We start from the raw sequence: 18,847 nt of genomic DNA, 5'->3' as shown, positions 1-18,847 counted from the left end.
CATATTTAATTAATGGCACTACCAACTAATTCCTCTTTGGTATTTTTACGCCTTTGTTTTAAAAATCTATTTGATCTAAAACAAGCATTGAAAAAACATTGCAACTTATCCACAAGAATATGAACTAGATCGCAAAACGATCATTATATTGTTTATCCACACGAACAATATAATTCATCAAGGAAACATTATTTCTGCTTAAACGCCCCATGAAGCAGTATCACGTTTCAATTTAATCGGTACAAAAGTCCAGTAAATGATTGTTTTATCATCTTACTACCACAGTGATTCCCCCCTACTATGCGATTAACACAGCATCTTATTACTCTTACCTCTTGAGAATGTTCACTCTTGGTCGATGTGAAAATTCCTGCACTACATATTTGTTAGGTGGAACATTATGACGTTTAAATTGACTCCAATTGCTATTTCACTGGTCTTGTCATTAGGCTTATTTGGGTGTAATAACGACAACAATAATCAAACCCAAGCTGAAGTCACCCTACCGGCAACACCCATTATTGATATGGGCGTTTTAAACTATATTGATCCTATGATTGGTACTGCAGCGTCAGGACACACATTCCCCGGTGCCGTAGTGCCTCGCGGTATGGTGCAATTAAGTCCAGATACCTTTAAAGGGACGAATACCGATACTGAAACAGGTCAAAACCCATGGCATTCAGCATCAGGTTATTGGGATGCAAGTGATTACGTTGCAGGGGATGTGTTAGCAACAGATTTAAATATTTATGGTTTTTCTCACACCCACCTTTCAGGCACAGGGGCAACAGATCTTGGTGATATTCTGGTGTTACCGTATTCTGATGACGCTAACCGTGAAAATAATGCCTTTGATAAAGCAACTGAAACCGCATCACCAGGTTACTACTCCGTGGTATTAAATAATGGCAACATTAAAGCAGAATTAACCACCACAACCCGTGTCGGTGTCCATCGTTATACCTATCAGCAAGGCGCTGATCGTAAAATCAAACTTGACCTTGCCCACACGCTAGCCGCCAATAATGGTGAATCTCTACAAAACCGGGTTGAATTGGTTGATGAATACACCATTCGGGGTCGTCGTGTTTCTACAGGTTGGTTCCAAGGTCAAGATATCTTCTTCTATGCCCAATTTAATCAGCCAATTGCTCATGCATTGATTGCTCGTGATGGTGGCGAAGCAATGGACATGCAAATGGGCGCAGTTTACGGCTCAATCAATAGTCCAAATAAAGAACAAATCACTTACCTTGATTTTGGTAAAGGTGATCAACCGATTGAAATGCGTGTCGCTCTCTCTCCTGTCGATTGGGATGGCGCACAAAAGAACTTAGCAGCCGAAACGCCAACCTATAATTTTGCTAACGTTAAAGCCAATGCTGAACTTGCTTGGGCAAAAGAACTGGCTACGGTTCAAGTAAAAGGCGGTTCTGACGCTGAGAAAACCAATTTCTACACTGCGATGTATCACGCAATGATTGCCCCGGTTGAATATCAAGATGTTGATGGTCGTTACCGCGACTTACTGGGCAGTGTTCGTCAAGCAGACGGTTATAAAAACTATTCTGTTTATTCAACATGGGATACTTTCCGTGCTGTTCACCCCTTGCTAACCATTACTAATCCGCAACATGCAACTGACTTAGCTAATGACTTGATCCGTAAATCACAAGAAACAGGACTACTGCCAAAGTGGGAAGGTTATGGTGAAGAAACGGGTACTATGATTGGCTATCCTGCCACCGCGATTATTGGTGATGCGGTCGTCAAAGGTCTTGATGTTAATGCTAAAGATGCCTTAGAAGCGGCAAAGAAATCAGCTTATTACCGTCCATATGACTTCCCTCAAATTCCTGATCATACTTTGCAAGCCGTGATGGCAGGTCAGTTAAGTTATTACGAACGTGATAAGTGCGTTGGTTTACCTAACTGGAACTCAGTCTCTTATGCTTTAGAGTTTTCATACTATGACTGGACAATTGCTCAAATGGCAAAAGTAGCCGGTGATGACGCCGCTTATAAAGAGTTTAACGATCGCGCCTATTGGTCTTTAAATCATTGGGATAAAGACGCAGGTTTCTTTGTACCGGTGAAATTAAACAGTTGTGAAAAAGAATTCGCTTCTGATGTCTTTAATCCATATAGCTCTGATGCTTATTGGTACACTGAAGGTAATGCGTGGCAATGGCAGTGGACGTTCATGCAAGATATTGACAAGCTAACCGAGGTCATGGGCGGCACTGAAGGATTTAATACTAAGTTGAATGATTTATTCACAGCCGATGCCAATGGCGGTGAAAACCATCAAGATATGACCGGCTTTATTGGGCAATATATTCACGGTAACGAGCCATCACACCACGTGATTTACTTATATAACCGTACCAATGAGTCTTGGAAAACCCAAGAATACCTCGATAGAGTTTACAAGGAATTCTATAAGCCAACCCCTGACGGTATCATTGGTAATGAAGACGTCGGTCAAATGTCAGCATGGTACATTATGTCGGCAATGGGCTTCTATCAGGTAACACCAACGGATCCAACTTACACCATTGGTCGCCCTATTTTTGATGAGGTAAAAATCAAACTACCAACGGGTGATTTCACCATCACGGCTGATAATAATAGCAGTGACAATAAGTATGTGAAATCCGTACGGATTAACGGTAAACCTCTGAATGTATTTAATAGCTTTGAGCACAGTGAAATAAAAGCAGGTGGAACACTTCACTTTGTAATGACTGCTGATAAATCACAAGCAATGGCAGCCCGACTTAACTAAGTAAACCGTTGCAACTCACACCATTATTAGTACCATAAAAAAATCCCTCGTTATGGCTAGCGAGGGATTTTTTAGTTAATGTATTAATAACAACAAGCGATCAGTCTAATGATTCGTCTTATGACCAGAAGTCATCAATAGGTGCTGGTTTGTTTTTACGTTTCTTTTTACCCGTACCTTCAGGTTTTGCCATTGGCTTTTCTACTGCTAATAAAGCTTCTGATTCATCAACTTCAAAACCTTCAACTTGTTCACGCTCAAGTCGAACTTTATTCTTCTTCTCAATAACCTTAAAGTGATGGCTGTCTTCATAATCGATCAATGACAGTGCTAGACCAACTTCACCAGCACGACCACTACGACCAATGCGGTGCATATAATCTGCTGGGCTACGTGGTAAATCAAAGTTAATCACCACTGGCAGTTTTTCAATATCAAGACCACGAGCAGCAATGTCTGTGGCAATTAATACGTCAATTTCACCTGACTTAAACGCTTCTAATACTCGAGTACGCGCACCTTGGCCGCGATCACCGTGGAATACTTCAGCAATAATGCCACGCTTAGACAGTTTATCCGCTAAGTGCTCACAGCTATTTTTAGCATTAACAAAAATAAGCGCCTGACGCCATTGATGTTGTTTAATTAAATGAGCTAATACTGCGGTTTTCTCGCCCTTATTAACCGTGAAAACACGTTGTACTAATGTGCTTGCATCGACACTTTGTAGTTGCAGTTCAACAGGATCGTTAAGTAATGCTTGAGTTAATAGCTTAACTTGTTCAGGAAACGTCGCTGAAAATAATAATGTTTGCTTGTTATTAGGTAATAACGCTAGTAACGCAGACAACTCTTCAGTAAAGCCAAGACTTAACATACGATCGGCTTCATCAAGTACTAAGGTTTTAACCCGATCAAGTTTTATGGCATTACTTGAAATCAAATCTAATAAGCGACCTGGAGTTGCCACTAAAATATCAGTGCCGCCACGCAGGGCTAGCATTTGGGTGTTAGCTGATACGCCACCAAACACAGCAACCGTTTTAATAGCACCGTTGAAATGTGTCGCATAAGATTTAATGCTATCTGCAACTTGTTTTGCCAGCTCACGGGTGGGAACTAAAACAAGACCAGTAACATAATTACCTTTCGCATTTTTATTCTCAGAGGCTTTAGTTTGATGTAACTGTTGTAACAACGGTAAAGCAAAGGTTGCCGTTTTGCCTGAACCTGTATTTGCCCCCGCAATTAAGTCACGTCCCGCTAATACACTCGGAATAGCTTGTGCTTGAATAGGCGTTGGCTGTTGATATTCCAGCTCCGTTAATCGTGCTAACAAAGGCGAAATAAGGCCAAGTTCTGCAAAGTTGGCTGGTGTTGTAATAGTGGTCATTAATATACAGGGCTCAAAACTAAAATAATTGCTGTCATTTTAGCTTATTTAGCCTGTACTCAGTTAGTGATATTCCTTTATGGGGATAACGGATGTATTTGTGGAGGGTTTATGGGCTATTTGACGGGTTATTGTCTGTCATCTCGAAAGCGAAGCATGAGCTATCCGTGATCTATTCACCTCGCCATTGAGTATTAAAGATGCCAATAAAAATATGCTTAAACATCAACGTAAAAAGTAACCTTACGACATGCTAATAGTAGATTCCCTATCTCGTTCGTAACCTCACTGTAGGGAATGACGGAGGAAAGTTCAGACGTAAAAAAGCCGCTAACTTTCGTTCGCGGCTTTCTTGAATGTGGCGGAGCTGCTTCGAGGATTAGCGGATTTGAACCCTGCTTTACTTACTCGGTCTAATCACCCACTTTCATTCAGACGTAAAAAAGCCGTTAACTTTCGCTAACGGCTTTCTTGAATGTGGCGGAGAGATAGGGATTTGAACCCTAGATACGCTATAAACGTATGCTGGTTTTCAAGACCAGTGCTTTCAACCGCTCAGCCATCTCTCCAATTTTTATATCTCTTTAAAAGAGATATGGCGGTGAGGGAGGGATTCGAACCCTCGATACGTTGCCGTATACACACTTTCCAGGCGTGCTCCTTCAGCCACTCGGACACCTCACCACATTGTTGCCAACAACGCTTTGCTTGTCGACGGCGTGTAATATATTGATTTATGGGATCAGGGTCAAGGGTTTTTATGTGAGTTTTTTCTATTTGCCGACTTATACTGCGAATTGCACTGTTCTTGTACCAAAATCTCTAATTTCTCCTCTTTAAAAACAACAAAAGCACCTCATGGGTGCTTTTGTTAAATTCAAATAACGGTAAAAACTATTTAAATTGTTGGTTGAGCGCACGCAGTAACACGGAACATTCTGCGGCATAACTCAAGAAACTGACCATAAACGACGCCTAGTGCGCCTGACACTAAGATGTTACTCATTACCGCGGCAATAACTTGTTCTTTATTTGCGCCTACAGCAAATAGAATACACGCGTAGATAGGTGACTGAAACACAACATAGGCCACCATATCTGATATGCCTTTCATCCATCGTGCAGGAGATAACCTACGGCCACAACCAATAATATAATCACGGAACATGCCATAGGGCCATGCAATCGCAATATTAATCGGTATCGATAACGTACGCGATGCTAATGACTGTTCAAACGACATCCCTGAAATAAAAACTTCAATCATCATTCCAGTAACAAAGCTAAACACCACCATTGCAAATATATCCGCAGCGGCATTTCTAACCTTAAATGGCACTTTAACAACAGACATTCACTCCCCTTACTCTAGCAAAATCGACCAGCATTATCATGGTTAACGTTACTTAAAGCTATCTAACTAACACCATGCAGTTTATGTGCGCATTAGAACAGCTTTTATATAAAATAAGGTTCTGTATTTAATATTGGTTTCGAGTAAATAACTGCTATTTTGGTTAAAAATAGGTTTTTTATCTGGTATAAAAGTAACCATTAAAGCATTTAATTGTCACTGTTAATTTCTTTGATATAACAAAGTAGCAACAAGTAAAAATCCGAATTTAACACTAAATTCGGATTAGTTATTTGTATGTATTTATCTAACTTATTACGCTAAAGATGGCTGCGGTAATTTAGGTAACTTAATGGTTAGCGCGATAATGAGTGAAACAATTAATAAGACAAACATTAAATAGAACGTCGCAATAAAACCACCAAAGATAGAAGCAACAATCGAACCAATAAAACTACCGACACCAAACCCTAAGTAAATGATACCGTAATTTTTAGTCAGATTGTTTAGACCAAAGAAATCACTCACTAATGAAGGGAATACGGTGATTGTGCCGCCAAAACTAAAGGCAATGCAGGCAACCGCAATATAAAAACTCATCTGGCTTTGATGAGCAAATAGTAATGCGCACACGCCGGTTAAACACACCACTAATGAAATAGCCACAACCTTTGTACGTGCCATTTTATCAGATAGAACACCTAACACTAAGCGTCCACTTAGATTAGCAATAGCGATAATAGCAACACTGGCAGCAGCAACGTCTAATGATAAGTGTACGTAACCCTGGCCAATATCTTTGGCAACACCAATGACATACAGACCACTCATACAAACAGTCAAGAAAACTAAAGCAAGCATCCAAAACTGTGGACATTTCATAGATTGTGAAAGACTAAAATCACGCACTTCAGCAGCAGATTCTGTGGCAGATACTTGTTGTTTAGGTGCATCTTTCATCATTAAGCCACCAATGATAACCATGACCATTGCAATAATGCCCCAGTAATCAAAGGTACTTTCTAAACCATTATGCTCAAGAAAATACATATTAATAAATTTAAAACCTAAACTACCTAAACCATATGCACCAATAGCACAGGCTGAAATTAACCCTTTACGCTCAGGAAAGAATTTTACGCAATTAGACAAGGTCATTAAGTACCCGGTACCGTCAGCAAAACCAATTAACAGGCCAGCAAATATATATAACAACCAAATATTGGTAGCATGCGCTGTAAGTAATAAACTTGCCCCTAGTAAAATGCCGGCACCAAGAGTGACATTACGCACCCCAAACCGTTCTTGCATTTTACCCGCCATTGATGATGCAACCGCCAAGGCTAAACTCATAATACCGAAAGAAAAAGCAACACGACTGACTGGCTCAGATAATTTACCTGCAAGCTGAGCGTTAAATAAACTCCATGTATAAACTGAACCCAAAGCAAACTGAGTAATGATGGTACCCAGCAACGTAAAATAACGGCTGCGACTGGTAAGTTGATTGGTCATGGTGACATCCTTTTTTGGTGAAATACTCAAGGCCATATTGCAGATTGCCTTGCTGCTGTTCACCAAAATACGACAATAACCATAGATAACAAGAGGGTAAAAAAACAATAAAATCAGTGGTAACGTATGAGGAATAAAATGCAATATAGCGGCATGAAATGCATTTTGCCGCTAATCATTAGTTAGCATTTACAACTGCATTAAACACCGAAAAGCTTTTAGATTACTACGACTCACAGGAATATGCGGCTCAACATGGGCTAATTTGATCATATAAGTACTATTAACCCATGGAATGATCTCTTTAACATCATTAATGTTTATGCAGTAAGATCGGTGGCAACGGAAAAAATCACTCGTTGGTAAACGTAGCATTAATTCACTTATCGTAATCGGTGCCACAAAACACCCTTCAGCAGTATAAACATGGGTCACTTTTTCATTAGCAATGGCACAGCAAATATCACTAATCGCAGTAACATGAATATGATTATTAAGCATTAAATTAATAGTATGACTACGTATATTTGTCGTAACTTGCGGGGGTTCTTGTTCTTGAGCCCGCGCCTGTAACTTAGCTAATAAGCCGATTACTCGCTGCTCGTTAAGTGGCTTCAATAAATAATCAACCGCTTCTAATTCAAAAGCATCGACTGCATATTCTTTATAAGCTGTTGTAAATACGATTTGAGGCTTATGAGAAAATTGAGCAATATTACGCGCTAACAACATGCCATCAATTGATGGAACATTAATATCTAAAAAAACAACATCAACCTTGTTAGATTGTAAAAATTTAAAGGCATCCAGTCCATCATCAAACGCAGCAACAATATTAATAGTGCTATGTTTTTCAATTAAATAAGTTAACTCTTCACGAGCAAGATATTCATCTTCCACGATCAAGGCATTTAGTTGCATGATATCAATCCTGTTCTTTTACAAAAAATTGCATACTAGTTCCTTGCTCAAGCCGACTAATATGCAGTCCATCGCTATAGAGTAATAATAACCGTTGGTGGACATTATTGAGTCCAATATGGTGTGAATCTATTTTGCTTTGGTATAATTTATCGATTATTTTTTGACTTATACCAACACCAGTATCAGTGATCGTAATCGCCACATCATCCACTCTTCTCTTTACTGAAATAACAACTTTTCCAGCCACACGAGAAGGTTGAATACCATGTAAAATAGCATTTTCAACTAATGGCTGAATCAATAAGCATGGTATGCGAGGATGGACATCATCAATATCAAATTCTACCTCTAGTTTTGAACCAAAACGTGCTTGTTCAATAGCGACATAATCTCGAACTTGTTGGATTTCTTCTTGAATATCAATCAATTCAACATCTCGTTCTAAATTGTAACGTAGAAAATCGGCTAAATTTGCAATAAGCTGCCGAGCTTCATCTGGACGAATACGAATTAACGTTGAAATCGCGTTAAGTGCATTAAATAAAAAGTGCGGATTTATTTTACTTTGCAGGGCTGAAAACTCGGCTTTTGCTGCCATTTGCTTTAGCTGTTCAATACGTGAAACCTCCATCTGGGTAGATATGATTTGTGATAAACCAATCGCCATTTCACGCAATGACATTCGAATATGATCTGGCTGACAATAAAATATTTTAAGCGTGCCACTTACCTCACCATTTTCCCAAAGTGGAATAATCAGTAATGAATGAAAATTATGTACATTGAGGTTATTACTTATTATTTGTTCACCACTTTCTACTGCTTGGCGAGTCATTTGGCTGATTTTATGGTGCGCATCTAAAAAGTGCTCTTCCCCACGACCAACATAAGCACGTACATCTTGCGTATTAGTAATTGCTACAGCGTCAGCATCCGTATAAAACCGAATAATACTGCATACTTTTTGTAGGGCATTACGGTTGTTAATACGAAAATAAGGTAAGGTTTTATTCGCAATATCAAGGGCTAGCTTTGCTTGTTGAGCGGCAATAAGATCTTGCTCTTCATCGAGATCTTGGACTAATTTAATAATTAACCCAATCGATAATGTACCAAGGATCATAGGGAAACTAATATGTGTCACAATATTGTAAGCCAGTGTTTTATTGTGTGATAGCAACACAATCAATACCATCGTCAGTATTTCACAGCACATTCCCGCCAAAATACCTAATTGGGCATAATTTTTTTTAGCACATTTACAATGAATCCAGGTTGCTAATAAACCAGCAAAAATACTCGTGATTAAGCACGCTACTGATGTAGGACCATCAATATCAATTAAGTAACGGTGAATGCCCGCAATAATACCCGCAGGAATACCTATCCATGGCCCAAAAATAATACCACCAGATAACACTGCAATAATACGTACATTAACCAGTGAACCATCAACATTTAAACCTGTATAAGTACTAAACACCGCAAATACAATAAACAATGCTGAGATCATCGCGGTTTCAACAGGCCGTCGATGGGTTTTCTTAACGATAGATTGAAACAATTGGGTACGCGTTAATAAAAATAATGTCATCAACATTAAGGCGGCGCGCTCAAATACGGCCAATAACATCATAAACTGTTCACTATACATTGCTTCACCTTAACCATAAGTAAAATTATGAGACACTTAAACCAGTTTTAATACCGCAAAGACATTACGTAATTAAGAATTATGTTATTAGTGAAAGCTTCATGTTTTAATTAAAATCAACAATAAGCAATTTAATGTCAGCAACTGCACTTTGTCCGTCTTTTTTGACACAAGATGATAAATATCTTTGACCATTACTAGGTTGTTACCAAGAGACTGTTACAATAGTGGTATAAAGTTCAGTCATGCATGTATAGTTAACGCACCTGAACACTTAATCATTATTAAGCTGAGATTGTTTTATGCCTTCACAACTAAGTACTATCCTGGAAAACTCTCAACTAGCAGATCAATTGCTATCTGAATCACAAACTCGTGGCTTTGTTACTGCCATGGCAGCAGCACCACACCTGATTGATCCTACAGAATGGTTAGCGTTTATGTGGGGTGGCGAAGAAACATCACCTTTCGATAACCATGAAGACTTAGAAAATTACGCAAAAGCAATCATTGCAATCTGGAACGAAGCTCGCGCTGCATTATTTGAAAGCACTTGGCAATGGCCTGAAGGCTGTGCATTAGACGATAGTCAGATTGTTACCGAAGTAACCAGCAACTTCTGTGAAGGTATGTTACAAGGTTGGCAATTAGCACGTGATGACTGGGAGACAATAATGCCGCCAGAAAGTGAAGATAATGCCCTACTTGGTGGCGTATTACTTTCTTTTAGCTTGTTATTTGATCCTGAAACAGCATTAGAAGCACTTAAAGAACAAAACGCAGACGCATTGGCGCAGTTTGAAGAAATCTTCAACGCGATTCCCGTTATGCTATGTGGCCTAACACAACGTGGGGCACAATTAGTTGCCGCCCAGTAATAGTTGACTGAAATAGTAATAAAAAAGGCGAATCGATTCTGTTAACTCAAATGAGTATCAGAACGGATCGCCTTTTCTTTTGTTACAGTAAGTAATTACTTACGCATTACCTTTTACTTTTAATTGTAACTCAGCTGCAAAATCTAACATTCTGTTAAGTGGAACAAGTGATTTCACTCGAATAGCTTCATCAACAAAAATTTCATGTTGCTGACCACCTTCAGCTAAAGCTGTATAAATGGCTTTCAAACCATTCATCGCCATCCACGGGCAATGTGCACAGCTACGACATGTCGCCCCAGCCCCCGCTGTTGGCGCTTCAATTAATTCTTTATTTGGCACCATTTGCTGCATCTTAAAGAAGATACCTTTATCGGTTGCCACAATTAATTTGGTTTGCGGTAATGTTGTTGCCGCTTTTATTAATTGACTCGTTGAACCAACAGCATCTGCTAATGCAACTACACTAACTGGTGATTCAGGGTGCACCAAAATAGCCGCATCAGGGTGTAGATGCTTCATCTGTTTTAGCGCTTGTGCTGAAAACTCATCATGCACAATACACTCCCCTTGCCACAGTAACATTTCAGCGCCAGTTTGCTTTTGAATATAACCACCAAGATGGCGATCTGGGCCCCAAATGATTTTACGACCTTCGCTATCGAGATGATCAATAATTTCTAACGCGATACTCGATGTTACTACCCAATCAGCCCGTGCTTTCACTGCGGCAGAAGTATTTGCATAAACCACTACTGTATGATCAGGATGCTGATCACAAAACGCCGTAAATGCATCAACCGGACACCCAAGATCGAGTGAACACTCAGCCTCTAAGGTTGGCATTAATACTTTTTTTTCAGGGGTTAATATTTTTGCTGACTCGCCCATAAATCTCACCCCGCAAACAATCAAAGTTGTTGCTGAATGTTGATTACCAAAGCGCGCCATTTCAAGAGAATCACCGACAAAACCACCCGTCGCTTCAGCTAGGGCCTGAATCTCGGGATCGGTGTAATAGTGTGCAATCAATACTGCATTGTTACTCTTTAGCAGTTGCTTGATTTTTGTAATGTAAACCTGCTTTTCATTATCCGATAATAGCGCTGGTTTAGGTGGAAATGGATAGACCATTTCCGATGGATCAAATGTAATATTCATTATTCATTTGCTCGTCAGCATTCCTTACGTGTTTGATCATTATACGCATGATTTTTGAAATATCATCATTAACCAATGACACTTGTATAACAGCACATACACATAAAATACGACTTTTGCGCATTATATTTCTAAGACGTATATATAAAAGTGAAAACTTATCAATTTTATTTTGAGAATTCTCTGAGAACATCTCAGAAAAAATATTATTGATATGCATCACAGTTTTAAAGCTTACTATATTAAATAATATCTTATCGCTGTAACGCACTGATTTAACTACCTGTAGAAGAGGTGAGACATTGATGAATGTCTATAACTATCATCAAGCTAGCCCTTACGGCACATTATTATAAATTAAGCCGAAAAGCCTTTCTCACTTGAGAAAGGCTTTATTTTTAAATGTTAGACTATTTTTTGAAACACAAAAAAACGTGCTAATAATTTCTTTCGGTAAATGAGTATTACTCAACACTTTTACTATATTTACGTTTTGACCAAAAAAAACATGGGCCTCAAGTTCGGTAACAGAAATAGGCCTATCTGTATGTTCAAAAATATACTTTATGAATCGATAGTTTCCACTACCATCACGTACTGAAATTATTTTTTTACCATCACAAAAAACGGTTTTAGTCTTGTCATCAAAATATAAGTGTTGCTCTTTCTCATCAAAAGACATCAACAAATAGATATAAGAAACAACCGTCATGACACAGAAAAAGATAAGCATCACAATCATAAAGATATTCATTTATCTAACCTATTGAGCCTGTTCACAAATTTTAGAAATATTCTTCACAGTAACCCAATGACTAAATCGTTGAGGATCATTTTGACATAAGGTAGTAATTGAGCCTGTTTGTGCTGTCCAGCCATCTTGTTTCCATTGCTTAATTTTAGCTAAGATAGTGGCTTCTGAATTGGTATGGTGCAGCGATTGATCAATAATATTAAACGCATTCTCCCCTGCCATTTTAGTGACATTCTCTTGATTCATCTTTACGCCATACATAAAGATGCCTCCAGTGATCCACCCAGACAGAGCCAATAAAACTAAGAATACCGACATTAATTTATTCATAAAAATAACCTCGGTAGTTATATACGTAAACGGCAGATTGTTACGATGGCAGAATCAGAAAGAATACGTTTTAATTTGTCACGATCATTATCACAAATTGTAGTGACAGAACCCGTTTGAGCTGTCCATCCTTTTGCAAACCATTCTTGAATTTGCGCGATAATTTCTGGATCTGTTTTTTTATCTTGTAATGATTGGGAAACAATATTGTAAGCATTCTCGGTGATCTTATCGTTAATGAAACTACGATCATTATTTAGATGTGTAAACATTAAATAAGCAGCAAACAGCCAGCCAGAAATAGAGATCAATGAGTAACATAATATTTTTTTTTGACTTAACAAAATAACTCCAACTATCCATAGTAATAACATTACATAGAGCAGCAACAGCTACTCATTTCATAGATGCGCATAATACCAAAAAAAACAGTAAATTCCATGATAGTTTTCATTATTACAAGGGCATTTTTGAGCCTTCTATTATTCATCAAATAAAAGCCGATAAGCTCTTATTAACAACCAATAAAAGATAAAAAAAAACCCACAAAAAATGCAGGTTTTTAAAATATTAAAACAACAATTTTAGTGCTTTGATAAATTTGTTAACGCAGACTGTGCTTGCTTCGCGCTAGTTGAGTTGGGGTACTCTTTCTCAACTTCCGTATAGTAAGACATCGCTTTAACAGTATCATTGTTACGCTCAGCAATAACACCAAGCTTTAGCAATGCATCAGCCCGTTTACTTGAATCTTTAATACTAGCAACAACTGTAAAATTCTTTGCCGCTTGAGCTAAATCATTTTGAGAAAAATGCAACTGACCTAACCAATAGCTCGCATTCGGCTTATACACAGAATCAGGGTAAGTAGTTAAAAAAGACTCAAATGCTTGGGTTGCACCTTGATAATCTTTCTTTTTCAAAATCAAATTCACAGCATTTTGATAAGCATCATTCTCACTCATATTTTTAGAGTAGGCTTCTGCCGGTGCTTTGGCTGTCTCTTTCGCTGCTGGTGCTGTTTTTGCAGGCTGACGACTTAACTGATCAACGTCCTTATATAACTGTCGTTGACGTTCTTTCATCTGCTTAATATCGTAGCTATTACGTTCAACTTTGCCACGAATATCATCAATATCAGCTGACATTTGATCTAGCTGACGTTGAACCTGCAATTGTGATTGCCCTTGTGCTTCCAACATACGCTCTAATGTTTGTAAATTAGCCGCTGAAGCAGGCGCGGCGACCACTTGGGTCGCCGCACCAACCAGCAACACTAATGCAAACTGACGCATTATTTTGTTACTGTTCATAATTATCAACCTAAATCTTAATTAGTATACGATCACTGCACGGCGGTTTTTCGCATAATCCGCATCAGTATGTCCAAACAATAGTGGTTTTTCTTCACCATAACTAACGATAGACATTTGATTTGCTGATACACCTAGCGCTTGCAGGTATTGAGCAACAGCGGTGGCACGACGTTCACCCAATGCAATATTGTATTCAGGTGTACCACGTTCATCAGCATGGCCTTGAACAACCACTTTTGTATTTGGATGGTTACGTAAGTATTCAGCATGAGCTTCTAGCATGTTTTGATATGCTGGTTGAATTTCAGCGTTATCAAATTTGAAGAATACTGTTTGCTCTTCTTGACGCAACTTTTGCATTTGTTGTTCATGCAATTGCTGTTCAGTCATCGCACCACTTTGAGAAAGCGATGTAGAAATAGAGGTTTGACCTGCGCCATTAAGACCACCGACACCACCCATTTCAACACTGCCAGTTTGGTTTTGAGATCCAGCAGAAGTACCAGCACTGTCTGTTGAACTACATGCTGCCAATGTCATCATTGGTAACGCAATGGCTAAGCCTTTTAAAATTCGGTTAAGTTGCATCTATTTTCATCCTTCATCATTCAGTAATACCCATTAATTGGATATATTATTGTTCTATAATCCTATTATAGGAATGGACCCCAAGCTGGTGCACGTACTCGTTTACTTGTTGAAGGTAAACGTGCTTGGAATCGACCGTCAATAGACACTAGAGACAATTCATAACTATTATTTTGTGCTGAGCTATAAATAATCATACTGCCGTTAGGTGCAATACTTGGTGATTCTGCTAATTTTGCTTTCGTTAAAATCTGAACGGCGCCAGTTTTTAAGTCTTGCTTAGCAATGTTATAGCCACTATCAGAACGGTTAACCATCACTAAAAAACGACCATCAGGGGTAATTTGCGCCCCCATATTTTGGCTACCTTGCCATGTTACACGTTGTGTCTCGCCTGTGGCTAAATCAAGATGATAAATTTGTGGGCGTCCACCACGATCTGACGTGAAATACATTGATTTACCATCAGGCGTCCAAATTTCTTCAGTATTATTAGCACGTCCATGGGTTATTTGACGTAATTGCTTTGTTTTAAGATCTTTAATATAAATCTGTAAACTGCCTGTCTTTGATAACACCATCGCTAGCTTAGTGCCGTCTGGTGAGAATTGTGGTGAGCCATTATGACGAGGGTAGTTAGCAATAAGCTCACGCGTGCCTTTATAAATATTCAGTACGAAAATTTCAGCTTTACCATTTTCAAAGCTTACATAAGCTAACTTACTGCCATCAGGAGACCATGCTGGTGACATCAATGGTTGCTTTGATTTTAAAACGACACGCTCGTTATAACCGTCATAATCGGCAACACGTAATTGATACGGAAATTGCGCGCCTTGATTATCATCAACATAAGCAATACGCGTTAAAAATGCACCACGCTCGCCAGTAAGCTTTTGATAAACCATATCAGAGATACGATGTGCATATTGACGCATACGATTTGGTTTTACGACAGCACGGTTATTTAACAGTAAGTAATCACTCGCGGTACCTTGAGCATCACTATTCAACTTACCTTTAACAATATCAACCAATTGGTAGCTAATGACATAATTACCTTCGGCATTTTGAGTAATACTCCCCGTCACGACAGCATCAACACCTAATTTAGTCCAAGCACTATAATTAATTTGGCTTTCATTATAAGGACGTTGAGGTAATTTACTATTTGCTATTGGACTAAATTTACCACTACGTTGTAGATCAGAAGCTATAACAGCTGAGATATCAGTCGGTAATTTATTTGTGCCTTGCCATTCAAAAGGCACAATACCAATTGGGCGAGCGGAATCAACACCATCAGTGATGACTAAATCTAGTGCTGCATGTGCAAATTGGCTAACGCTTAATAAGGCAAAAAACATACCTATCATCCAACGTTTCATCAATCGCTCCTTATAGTTACGAAAGCCGCAACTATTGTTGCGGCAAAAATAAAGTCTGTATTTAACAATGACTATGGACTAACCGTTAAGTTAATAACCCGTAATTGTTTAACTACATCAGGGTTATCTGGCATCGGAAATTCACTTACTTGTAATACTGCAGATTTAGCAGCACGGCAAAGTGTATTATTTCCCGCTAACTGTGAAACATCTAACACTAAACCATTCGCTGACAAACGTAAGGTTAACTTACATTCTTGACCTTTAAAGCTTTGATCAACCAATAGATTTTGTTGAATCATTTGCTTATAAATAGTGCCATAACGTGCCACTTCATCAGCAATATGCTTACCTCGCGCACCACCTCGTTGTTCATTTTCAGCTTCTAGTCCTGAAAACATATCATTGAGTGCTGCGTCTTGTTTAGCTTGTGCTTTGGCTTTAGCGTCTGCTTTGGCTTTTGCATCTGCCTTCACTTTAGCATCTGCCTTCACTTTAGCATCTGCCTTCGCTTTAGCGTCTGCCTTCGCTTTAGCGTCTGCCTTCGCTTTAGCGTCTGCCTTCGCTTTAGCGTCTGCCTTCGCTTTAGCGTCTGCCTTCGCTTTAGCGTCTGCCTTCGCTTTAGCGTCTGCCTTCGCTTTAGCATCTGCCTTCGCTTTAGCGTCTGCTTTCGCTTTAGCGTCTGCCTTCGCTTTAACTTCTGCTTTCGCCTTAGCTTCTTCAGCTTGTTGCTGCTGCAATTGACGTTGTTTTTCAGCTTCACGGGTTGCCTTTTCAGCCGTTAACTTATCCTCTTTTAATTGACGGATACGTTCGGCATCGGCTTTACGTTGTGCTTCAAGTGCTTCAGTTTGTTGCTTTAAACGGGCTTGACGAGCTTGTTCTGCATCTTTTGCTGCTTGGCGCTGTTGACGAATTTGCTGAGCTTGTTGATTCAAGATAGCAGGATCAATCATCGTCGCTTGAATAGTATTACCGACCGATGGTTTTTTATCGAAGGTAAAATCAGCACCCCATAATAACAGCACAATAAACAGTGCATGTACGAAGACAGATATAATGACTGATGTCGAATAATTACTCTTTTTCATGCCTTAATTTCCAGGCTTATCTAATGGATCAGTCATTAAACCTACCGATCCAACTCCAGCATGGCTTAGCGCATCCAAGGTTTCGACTATATTTGAATAAGGTGTGCGTCCATCACCCCCAACCATTACTAACGTTTTAGGATTGCTAGCAAGCTCTGCTTTTACTCGAGCAATTAATTCATCGAGGCTCAAGCCATGCGCCATATCATCATTATTGATGCTCACCCCTAAATTGCCATCTTTATCAACTTCAACAATGATAGGAGGTGTATCGTTATCTTGGTTTAACTGTGCGATTGTTTCAGAAGTCTGTGTTTTAGGTAAATCAACATCAACTCCTTGGCTTACAAACGGTGCTGTAACCATGAAGATAATTAATAAAACCAACATAACGTCAATATAAGGGACGACATTGATTTCTGCCGTCATTTTGCGTTTCTTCGGTTGATAAGCCATTGCTTATTACTCCTGATTCGCTGCAAATGCCTGACGGTGTAAAATACTTGAAAACTCTTCCATAAAAGTGGCATAAGTATGTTCAAGTTTAGTCACTTTGTTAGTAAGGCGGTTATAAAACATAACTGCTGGAATTGCAGCAAATAGACCCATCGCTGTCGCAACCAAAGCTTCAGCAATACCTGGAGCTACCATAGCTAATGTTGCTTGCTTTACGGCACCCAGAGCAATAAATGCCGTCATAATGCCCCATACGGTACCAAAAAGACCAATATAAGGACTGATTGAACCAACAGTAGCAAGGAATGGTAAATTGGTTTCTAACTCATCAACTTCTTTTGATAGTGAAACACGCATAGCACGTCCAGTACCTTCCATTACCGCTTCAGGCACACGGCCATTACTGCGATGTAAGCGCGCAAATTCTTTAAAACCTGAATAGAAAATTCGCTCAGATCCAGAAAGATCATCTTTACGTTGTTGTACTTCTTGATAAAGCTGCGAAAGATCGATACCAGACCAAAATCGGTCTTCAAATTGAGTTGCATTACGTTCAGCACTTTTTAAAACTTGTGAACGCTTAATGATCATTGCCCAAGAAGCAATCGACATTCCAAGTAAAATAAGCATAACCAGTTTTACCAACAAACTTGCTTGTAAAAAAAGGTCTAAAATGGTTAGTTCTGAGTTCACTTAATTGTTCTCCAGCTTTAATTGTGCAGGTAACGCTATTGGTTTCATGATGGTTGGATCAATACAAGCAATTTTTACAACGGCACGGCAAAATACTACATTATTATCATTAACCAGCTCTTGATTAAACGTTATTGATGCACGACGTGCGTTTTCAATCGTGGTATTAACAACCAGTTGATCATCTAATTTAGCACCACGAATAAAATCAATATTCATGCTACGTACAACAAAACTCATTTTATCTGCAAATAATTGCTGCTGATTTAAGCCTATGTAACGTAATAACTCAGTTCGAGCTCGTTCAAAAAATTTCAAGTAATTAGCGTGATAGACCACCCCGCCAACATCTGTATCTTCATAATAAATGGTAATCGGCCATTTAAAAATATCTTGTTCTTTCATTTAGTATCCATAACCGTCATGCCTACACGGTACTAACAATCGCGCTTGACACTACTATACCCTAAGTCATCCGTTGATAGTTATCATGGAGCGAATAGATAACCGCATTTAACTGAAAAATGAAATTTGTCAGTAGGTTCTGACAATCAAATCACA

18 protein-coding genes and 2 tRNA genes are annotated in these 18,847 nt (G+C 39.0%); 2 read left to right on the top strand and 18 right to left on the bottom strand.

Translation table 11 applies throughout. The features are described 5' to 3' along the window. The first annotated feature begins 400 nt into the window (after positions 1-400). Positions 401-2,791, top strand: a complete 2,391-nt coding sequence (locus C9I86_RS01240) for a GH92 family glycosyl hydrolase (RefSeq protein ID WP_107275382.1) — start codon at positions 401-403, stop codon at positions 2,789-2,791. Between the two features lie 118 nt (positions 2,792-2,909). Here the strand turns inward: C9I86_RS01240 and C9I86_RS01235 are convergent, their stop codons facing one another. From C9I86_RS01235 to C9I86_RS01205, 7 genes are all read right to left on the bottom strand, one after another. Continuing rightward, positions 2,910-4,184, bottom strand: coding sequence for a DEAD/DEAH box helicase (locus C9I86_RS01235; protein ID WP_080156776.1), 1,275 nt, complete (start codon positions 4,182-4,184; stop codon positions 2,910-2,912). A 478-nt stretch (positions 4,185-4,662) separates the two neighbouring features. Beyond that, positions 4,663-4,753: transfer RNA gene (locus tag C9I86_RS01230), tRNA-Ser, on the bottom strand. Positions 4,754-4,780: 27 nt separating this feature from the next. Next, positions 4,781-4,868: transfer RNA gene (locus C9I86_RS01225), tRNA-Ser, on the bottom strand. 214 nt (positions 4,869-5,082) lie between these two features. After that, complete coding sequence (locus tag C9I86_RS01220) at positions 5,083-5,538, bottom strand: L-alanine exporter AlaE (RefSeq protein ID WP_080156777.1); 456 nt, start codon at positions 5,536-5,538, stop codon at positions 5,083-5,085. Between the two features lie 315 nt (positions 5,539-5,853). Beyond that, complete coding sequence (locus C9I86_RS01215) at positions 5,854-7,053, bottom strand: OFA family MFS transporter (RefSeq protein ID WP_107275381.1); 1,200 nt, start codon at positions 7,051-7,053, stop codon at positions 5,854-5,856. A 189-nt stretch (positions 7,054-7,242) separates the two neighbouring features. After that, positions 7,243-7,974 carry a LytTR family DNA-binding domain-containing protein gene (locus tag C9I86_RS01210; protein ID WP_080156779.1) on the bottom strand — a complete coding sequence of 244 codons (732 nt, stop codon included), beginning with the start codon at positions 7,972-7,974 and terminating at the stop codon, positions 7,243-7,245. 4 nt (positions 7,975-7,978) lie between these two features. After that, a complete protein-coding gene (locus C9I86_RS01205; RefSeq protein ID WP_241956826.1) occupies positions 7,979-9,631 on the bottom strand; it encodes a LytS/YhcK type 5TM receptor domain-containing protein in 1,653 nt (550 codons plus the stop codon). 302 nt (positions 9,632-9,933) lie between these two features. On the opposite strand from C9I86_RS01205, the gene C9I86_RS01200 reads away from it, so the two are divergent. Continuing rightward, positions 9,934-10,509 carry a UPF0149 family protein gene (locus C9I86_RS01200; protein ID WP_080156780.1) on the top strand — a complete coding sequence of 192 codons (576 nt, stop codon included), beginning with the start codon at positions 9,934-9,936 and terminating at the stop codon, positions 10,507-10,509. 99 nt (positions 10,510-10,608) lie between these two features. On the opposite strand, the gene nadA is transcribed toward C9I86_RS01200, so the two are convergent. From nadA to ybgC, 11 genes are all read right to left on the bottom strand, one after another. After that, positions 10,609-11,670 (bottom strand): quinolinate synthase NadA, encoded by a 1,062-nt coding sequence (gene nadA / locus C9I86_RS01195; protein WP_107275380.1) that lies wholly within the window; start codon positions 11,668-11,670, stop codon positions 10,609-10,611. A gap of 376 nt (positions 11,671-12,046) precedes the next feature. Then, positions 12,047-12,424 (bottom strand): hypothetical protein, encoded by a 378-nt coding sequence (locus C9I86_RS01185; RefSeq protein WP_080156783.1) that lies wholly within the window; start codon positions 12,422-12,424, stop codon positions 12,047-12,049. A 9-nt stretch (positions 12,425-12,433) separates the two neighbouring features. Then, entirely contained in the window at positions 12,434-12,754 is a 321-nt protein-coding gene (locus C9I86_RS01180) for a hypothetical protein (protein ID WP_107275379.1), read from the bottom strand. A 17-nt stretch (positions 12,755-12,771) separates the two neighbouring features. After that, complete coding sequence (locus tag C9I86_RS01175; protein WP_144396171.1) at positions 12,772-13,098, bottom strand: hypothetical protein; 327 nt, start codon at positions 13,096-13,098, stop codon at positions 12,772-12,774. A gap of 240 nt (positions 13,099-13,338) precedes the next feature. Continuing rightward, on the bottom strand, positions 13,339-14,067 hold the full coding sequence (ybgF, locus tag C9I86_RS01170) for a tol-pal system protein YbgF (RefSeq protein WP_107275378.1): 729 nt from the start codon (positions 14,065-14,067) through the stop codon (positions 13,339-13,341). A gap of 21 nt (positions 14,068-14,088) precedes the next feature. Then, positions 14,089-14,658 carry a peptidoglycan-associated lipoprotein Pal gene (pal, locus tag C9I86_RS01165; protein WP_080156787.1) on the bottom strand — a complete coding sequence of 190 codons (570 nt, stop codon included), beginning with the start codon at positions 14,656-14,658 and terminating at the stop codon, positions 14,089-14,091. 65 nt (positions 14,659-14,723) lie between these two features. Then, positions 14,724-16,046: a Tol-Pal system beta propeller repeat protein TolB gene (tolB, locus tag C9I86_RS01160; protein WP_080156788.1), complete on the bottom strand. Its 1,323-nt coding sequence runs from the start codon at positions 16,044-16,046 to the stop codon at positions 14,724-14,726. 71 nt (positions 16,047-16,117) lie between these two features. After that, the gene (gene tolA / locus C9I86_RS01155) at positions 16,118-17,137 is read right to left on the bottom strand and encodes a cell envelope integrity protein TolA (RefSeq protein ID WP_107275377.1); all 1,020 of its coding nucleotides are present in this window, start codon (positions 17,135-17,137) and stop codon (positions 16,118-16,120) included. 3 nt (positions 17,138-17,140) lie between these two features. Then, entirely contained in the window at positions 17,141-17,593 is a 453-nt protein-coding gene (gene tolR / locus C9I86_RS01150; RefSeq protein ID WP_080156790.1) for a protein TolR, read from the bottom strand. A 6-nt stretch (positions 17,594-17,599) separates the two neighbouring features. Continuing rightward, positions 17,600-18,286 (bottom strand): protein TolQ, encoded by a 687-nt coding sequence (gene tolQ / locus C9I86_RS01145; protein ID WP_080156791.1) that lies wholly within the window; start codon positions 18,284-18,286, stop codon positions 17,600-17,602. Next, positions 18,287-18,691 carry a tol-pal system-associated acyl-CoA thioesterase gene (gene ybgC, locus C9I86_RS01140; RefSeq protein ID WP_080156792.1) on the bottom strand — a complete coding sequence of 135 codons (405 nt, stop codon included), beginning with the start codon at positions 18,689-18,691 and terminating at the stop codon, positions 18,287-18,289. Positions 18,692-18,847: the final 156 nt, after the last annotated feature.

This window comes from Photobacterium sp. NCIMB 13483 (genome assembly GCF_003025475.1).
Classification (GTDB): domain Bacteria; phylum Pseudomonadota; class Gammaproteobacteria; order Enterobacterales; family Vibrionaceae; genus Photobacterium; species Photobacterium piscicola.
Note: the sequence above shows the minus strand (reverse complement) of the source record. Positions and strands in the feature narration are given on the sequence as shown.

Coding starts and splice junctions, on each gene's coding strand:
- C9I86_RS01240 (WP_107275382.1), top strand. CDS start 401: ATGACGTTTAAATTGACTCCAATTGCTATTTCACTGGTCTTGTCATTA.
- C9I86_RS01235 (WP_080156776.1), bottom strand. CDS start 4,184: ATGACCACTATTACAACACCAGCCAACTTTGCAGAACTTGGCCTTATT.
- C9I86_RS01220 (WP_080156777.1), bottom strand. CDS start 5,538: ATGTCTGTTGTTAAAGTGCCATTTAAGGTTAGAAATGCCGCTGCGGAT.
- C9I86_RS01215 (WP_107275381.1), bottom strand. CDS start 7,053: ATGACCAATCAACTTACCAGTCGCAGCCGTTATTTTACGTTGCTGGGT.
- C9I86_RS01210 (WP_080156779.1), bottom strand. CDS start 7,974: ATGCAACTAAATGCCTTGATCGTGGAAGATGAATATCTTGCTCGTGAA.
- C9I86_RS01205 (WP_241956826.1), bottom strand. CDS start 9,631: ATGTATAGTGAACAGTTTATGATGTTATTGGCCGTATTTGAGCGCGCC.
- C9I86_RS01200 (WP_080156780.1), top strand. CDS start 9,934: ATGCCTTCACAACTAAGTACTATCCTGGAAAACTCTCAACTAGCAGAT.
- nadA (WP_107275380.1), bottom strand. CDS start 11,670: ATGAATATTACATTTGATCCATCGGAAATGGTCTATCCATTTCCACCT.
- C9I86_RS01185 (WP_080156783.1), bottom strand. CDS start 12,424: ATGAATATCTTTATGATTGTGATGCTTATCTTTTTCTGTGTCATGACG.
- C9I86_RS01180 (WP_107275379.1), bottom strand. CDS start 12,754: ATGAATAAATTAATGTCGGTATTCTTAGTTTTATTGGCTCTGTCTGGG.
- ybgF (WP_107275378.1), bottom strand. CDS start 14,067: ATGAACAGTAACAAAATAATGCGTCAGTTTGCATTAGTGTTGCTGGTT.
- pal (WP_080156787.1), bottom strand. CDS start 14,658: ATGCAACTTAACCGAATTTTAAAAGGCTTAGCCATTGCGTTACCAATG.
- tolB (WP_080156788.1), bottom strand. CDS start 16,046: ATGAAACGTTGGATGATAGGTATGTTTTTTGCCTTATTAAGCGTTAGC.
- tolA (WP_107275377.1), bottom strand. CDS start 17,137: ATGAAAAAGAGTAATTATTCGACATCAGTCATTATATCTGTCTTCGTA.
- tolR (WP_080156790.1), bottom strand. CDS start 17,593: ATGGCTTATCAACCGAAGAAACGCAAAATGACGGCAGAAATCAATGTC.
- ybgC (WP_080156792.1), bottom strand. CDS start 18,691: ATGAAAGAACAAGATATTTTTAAATGGCCGATTACCATTTATTATGAA.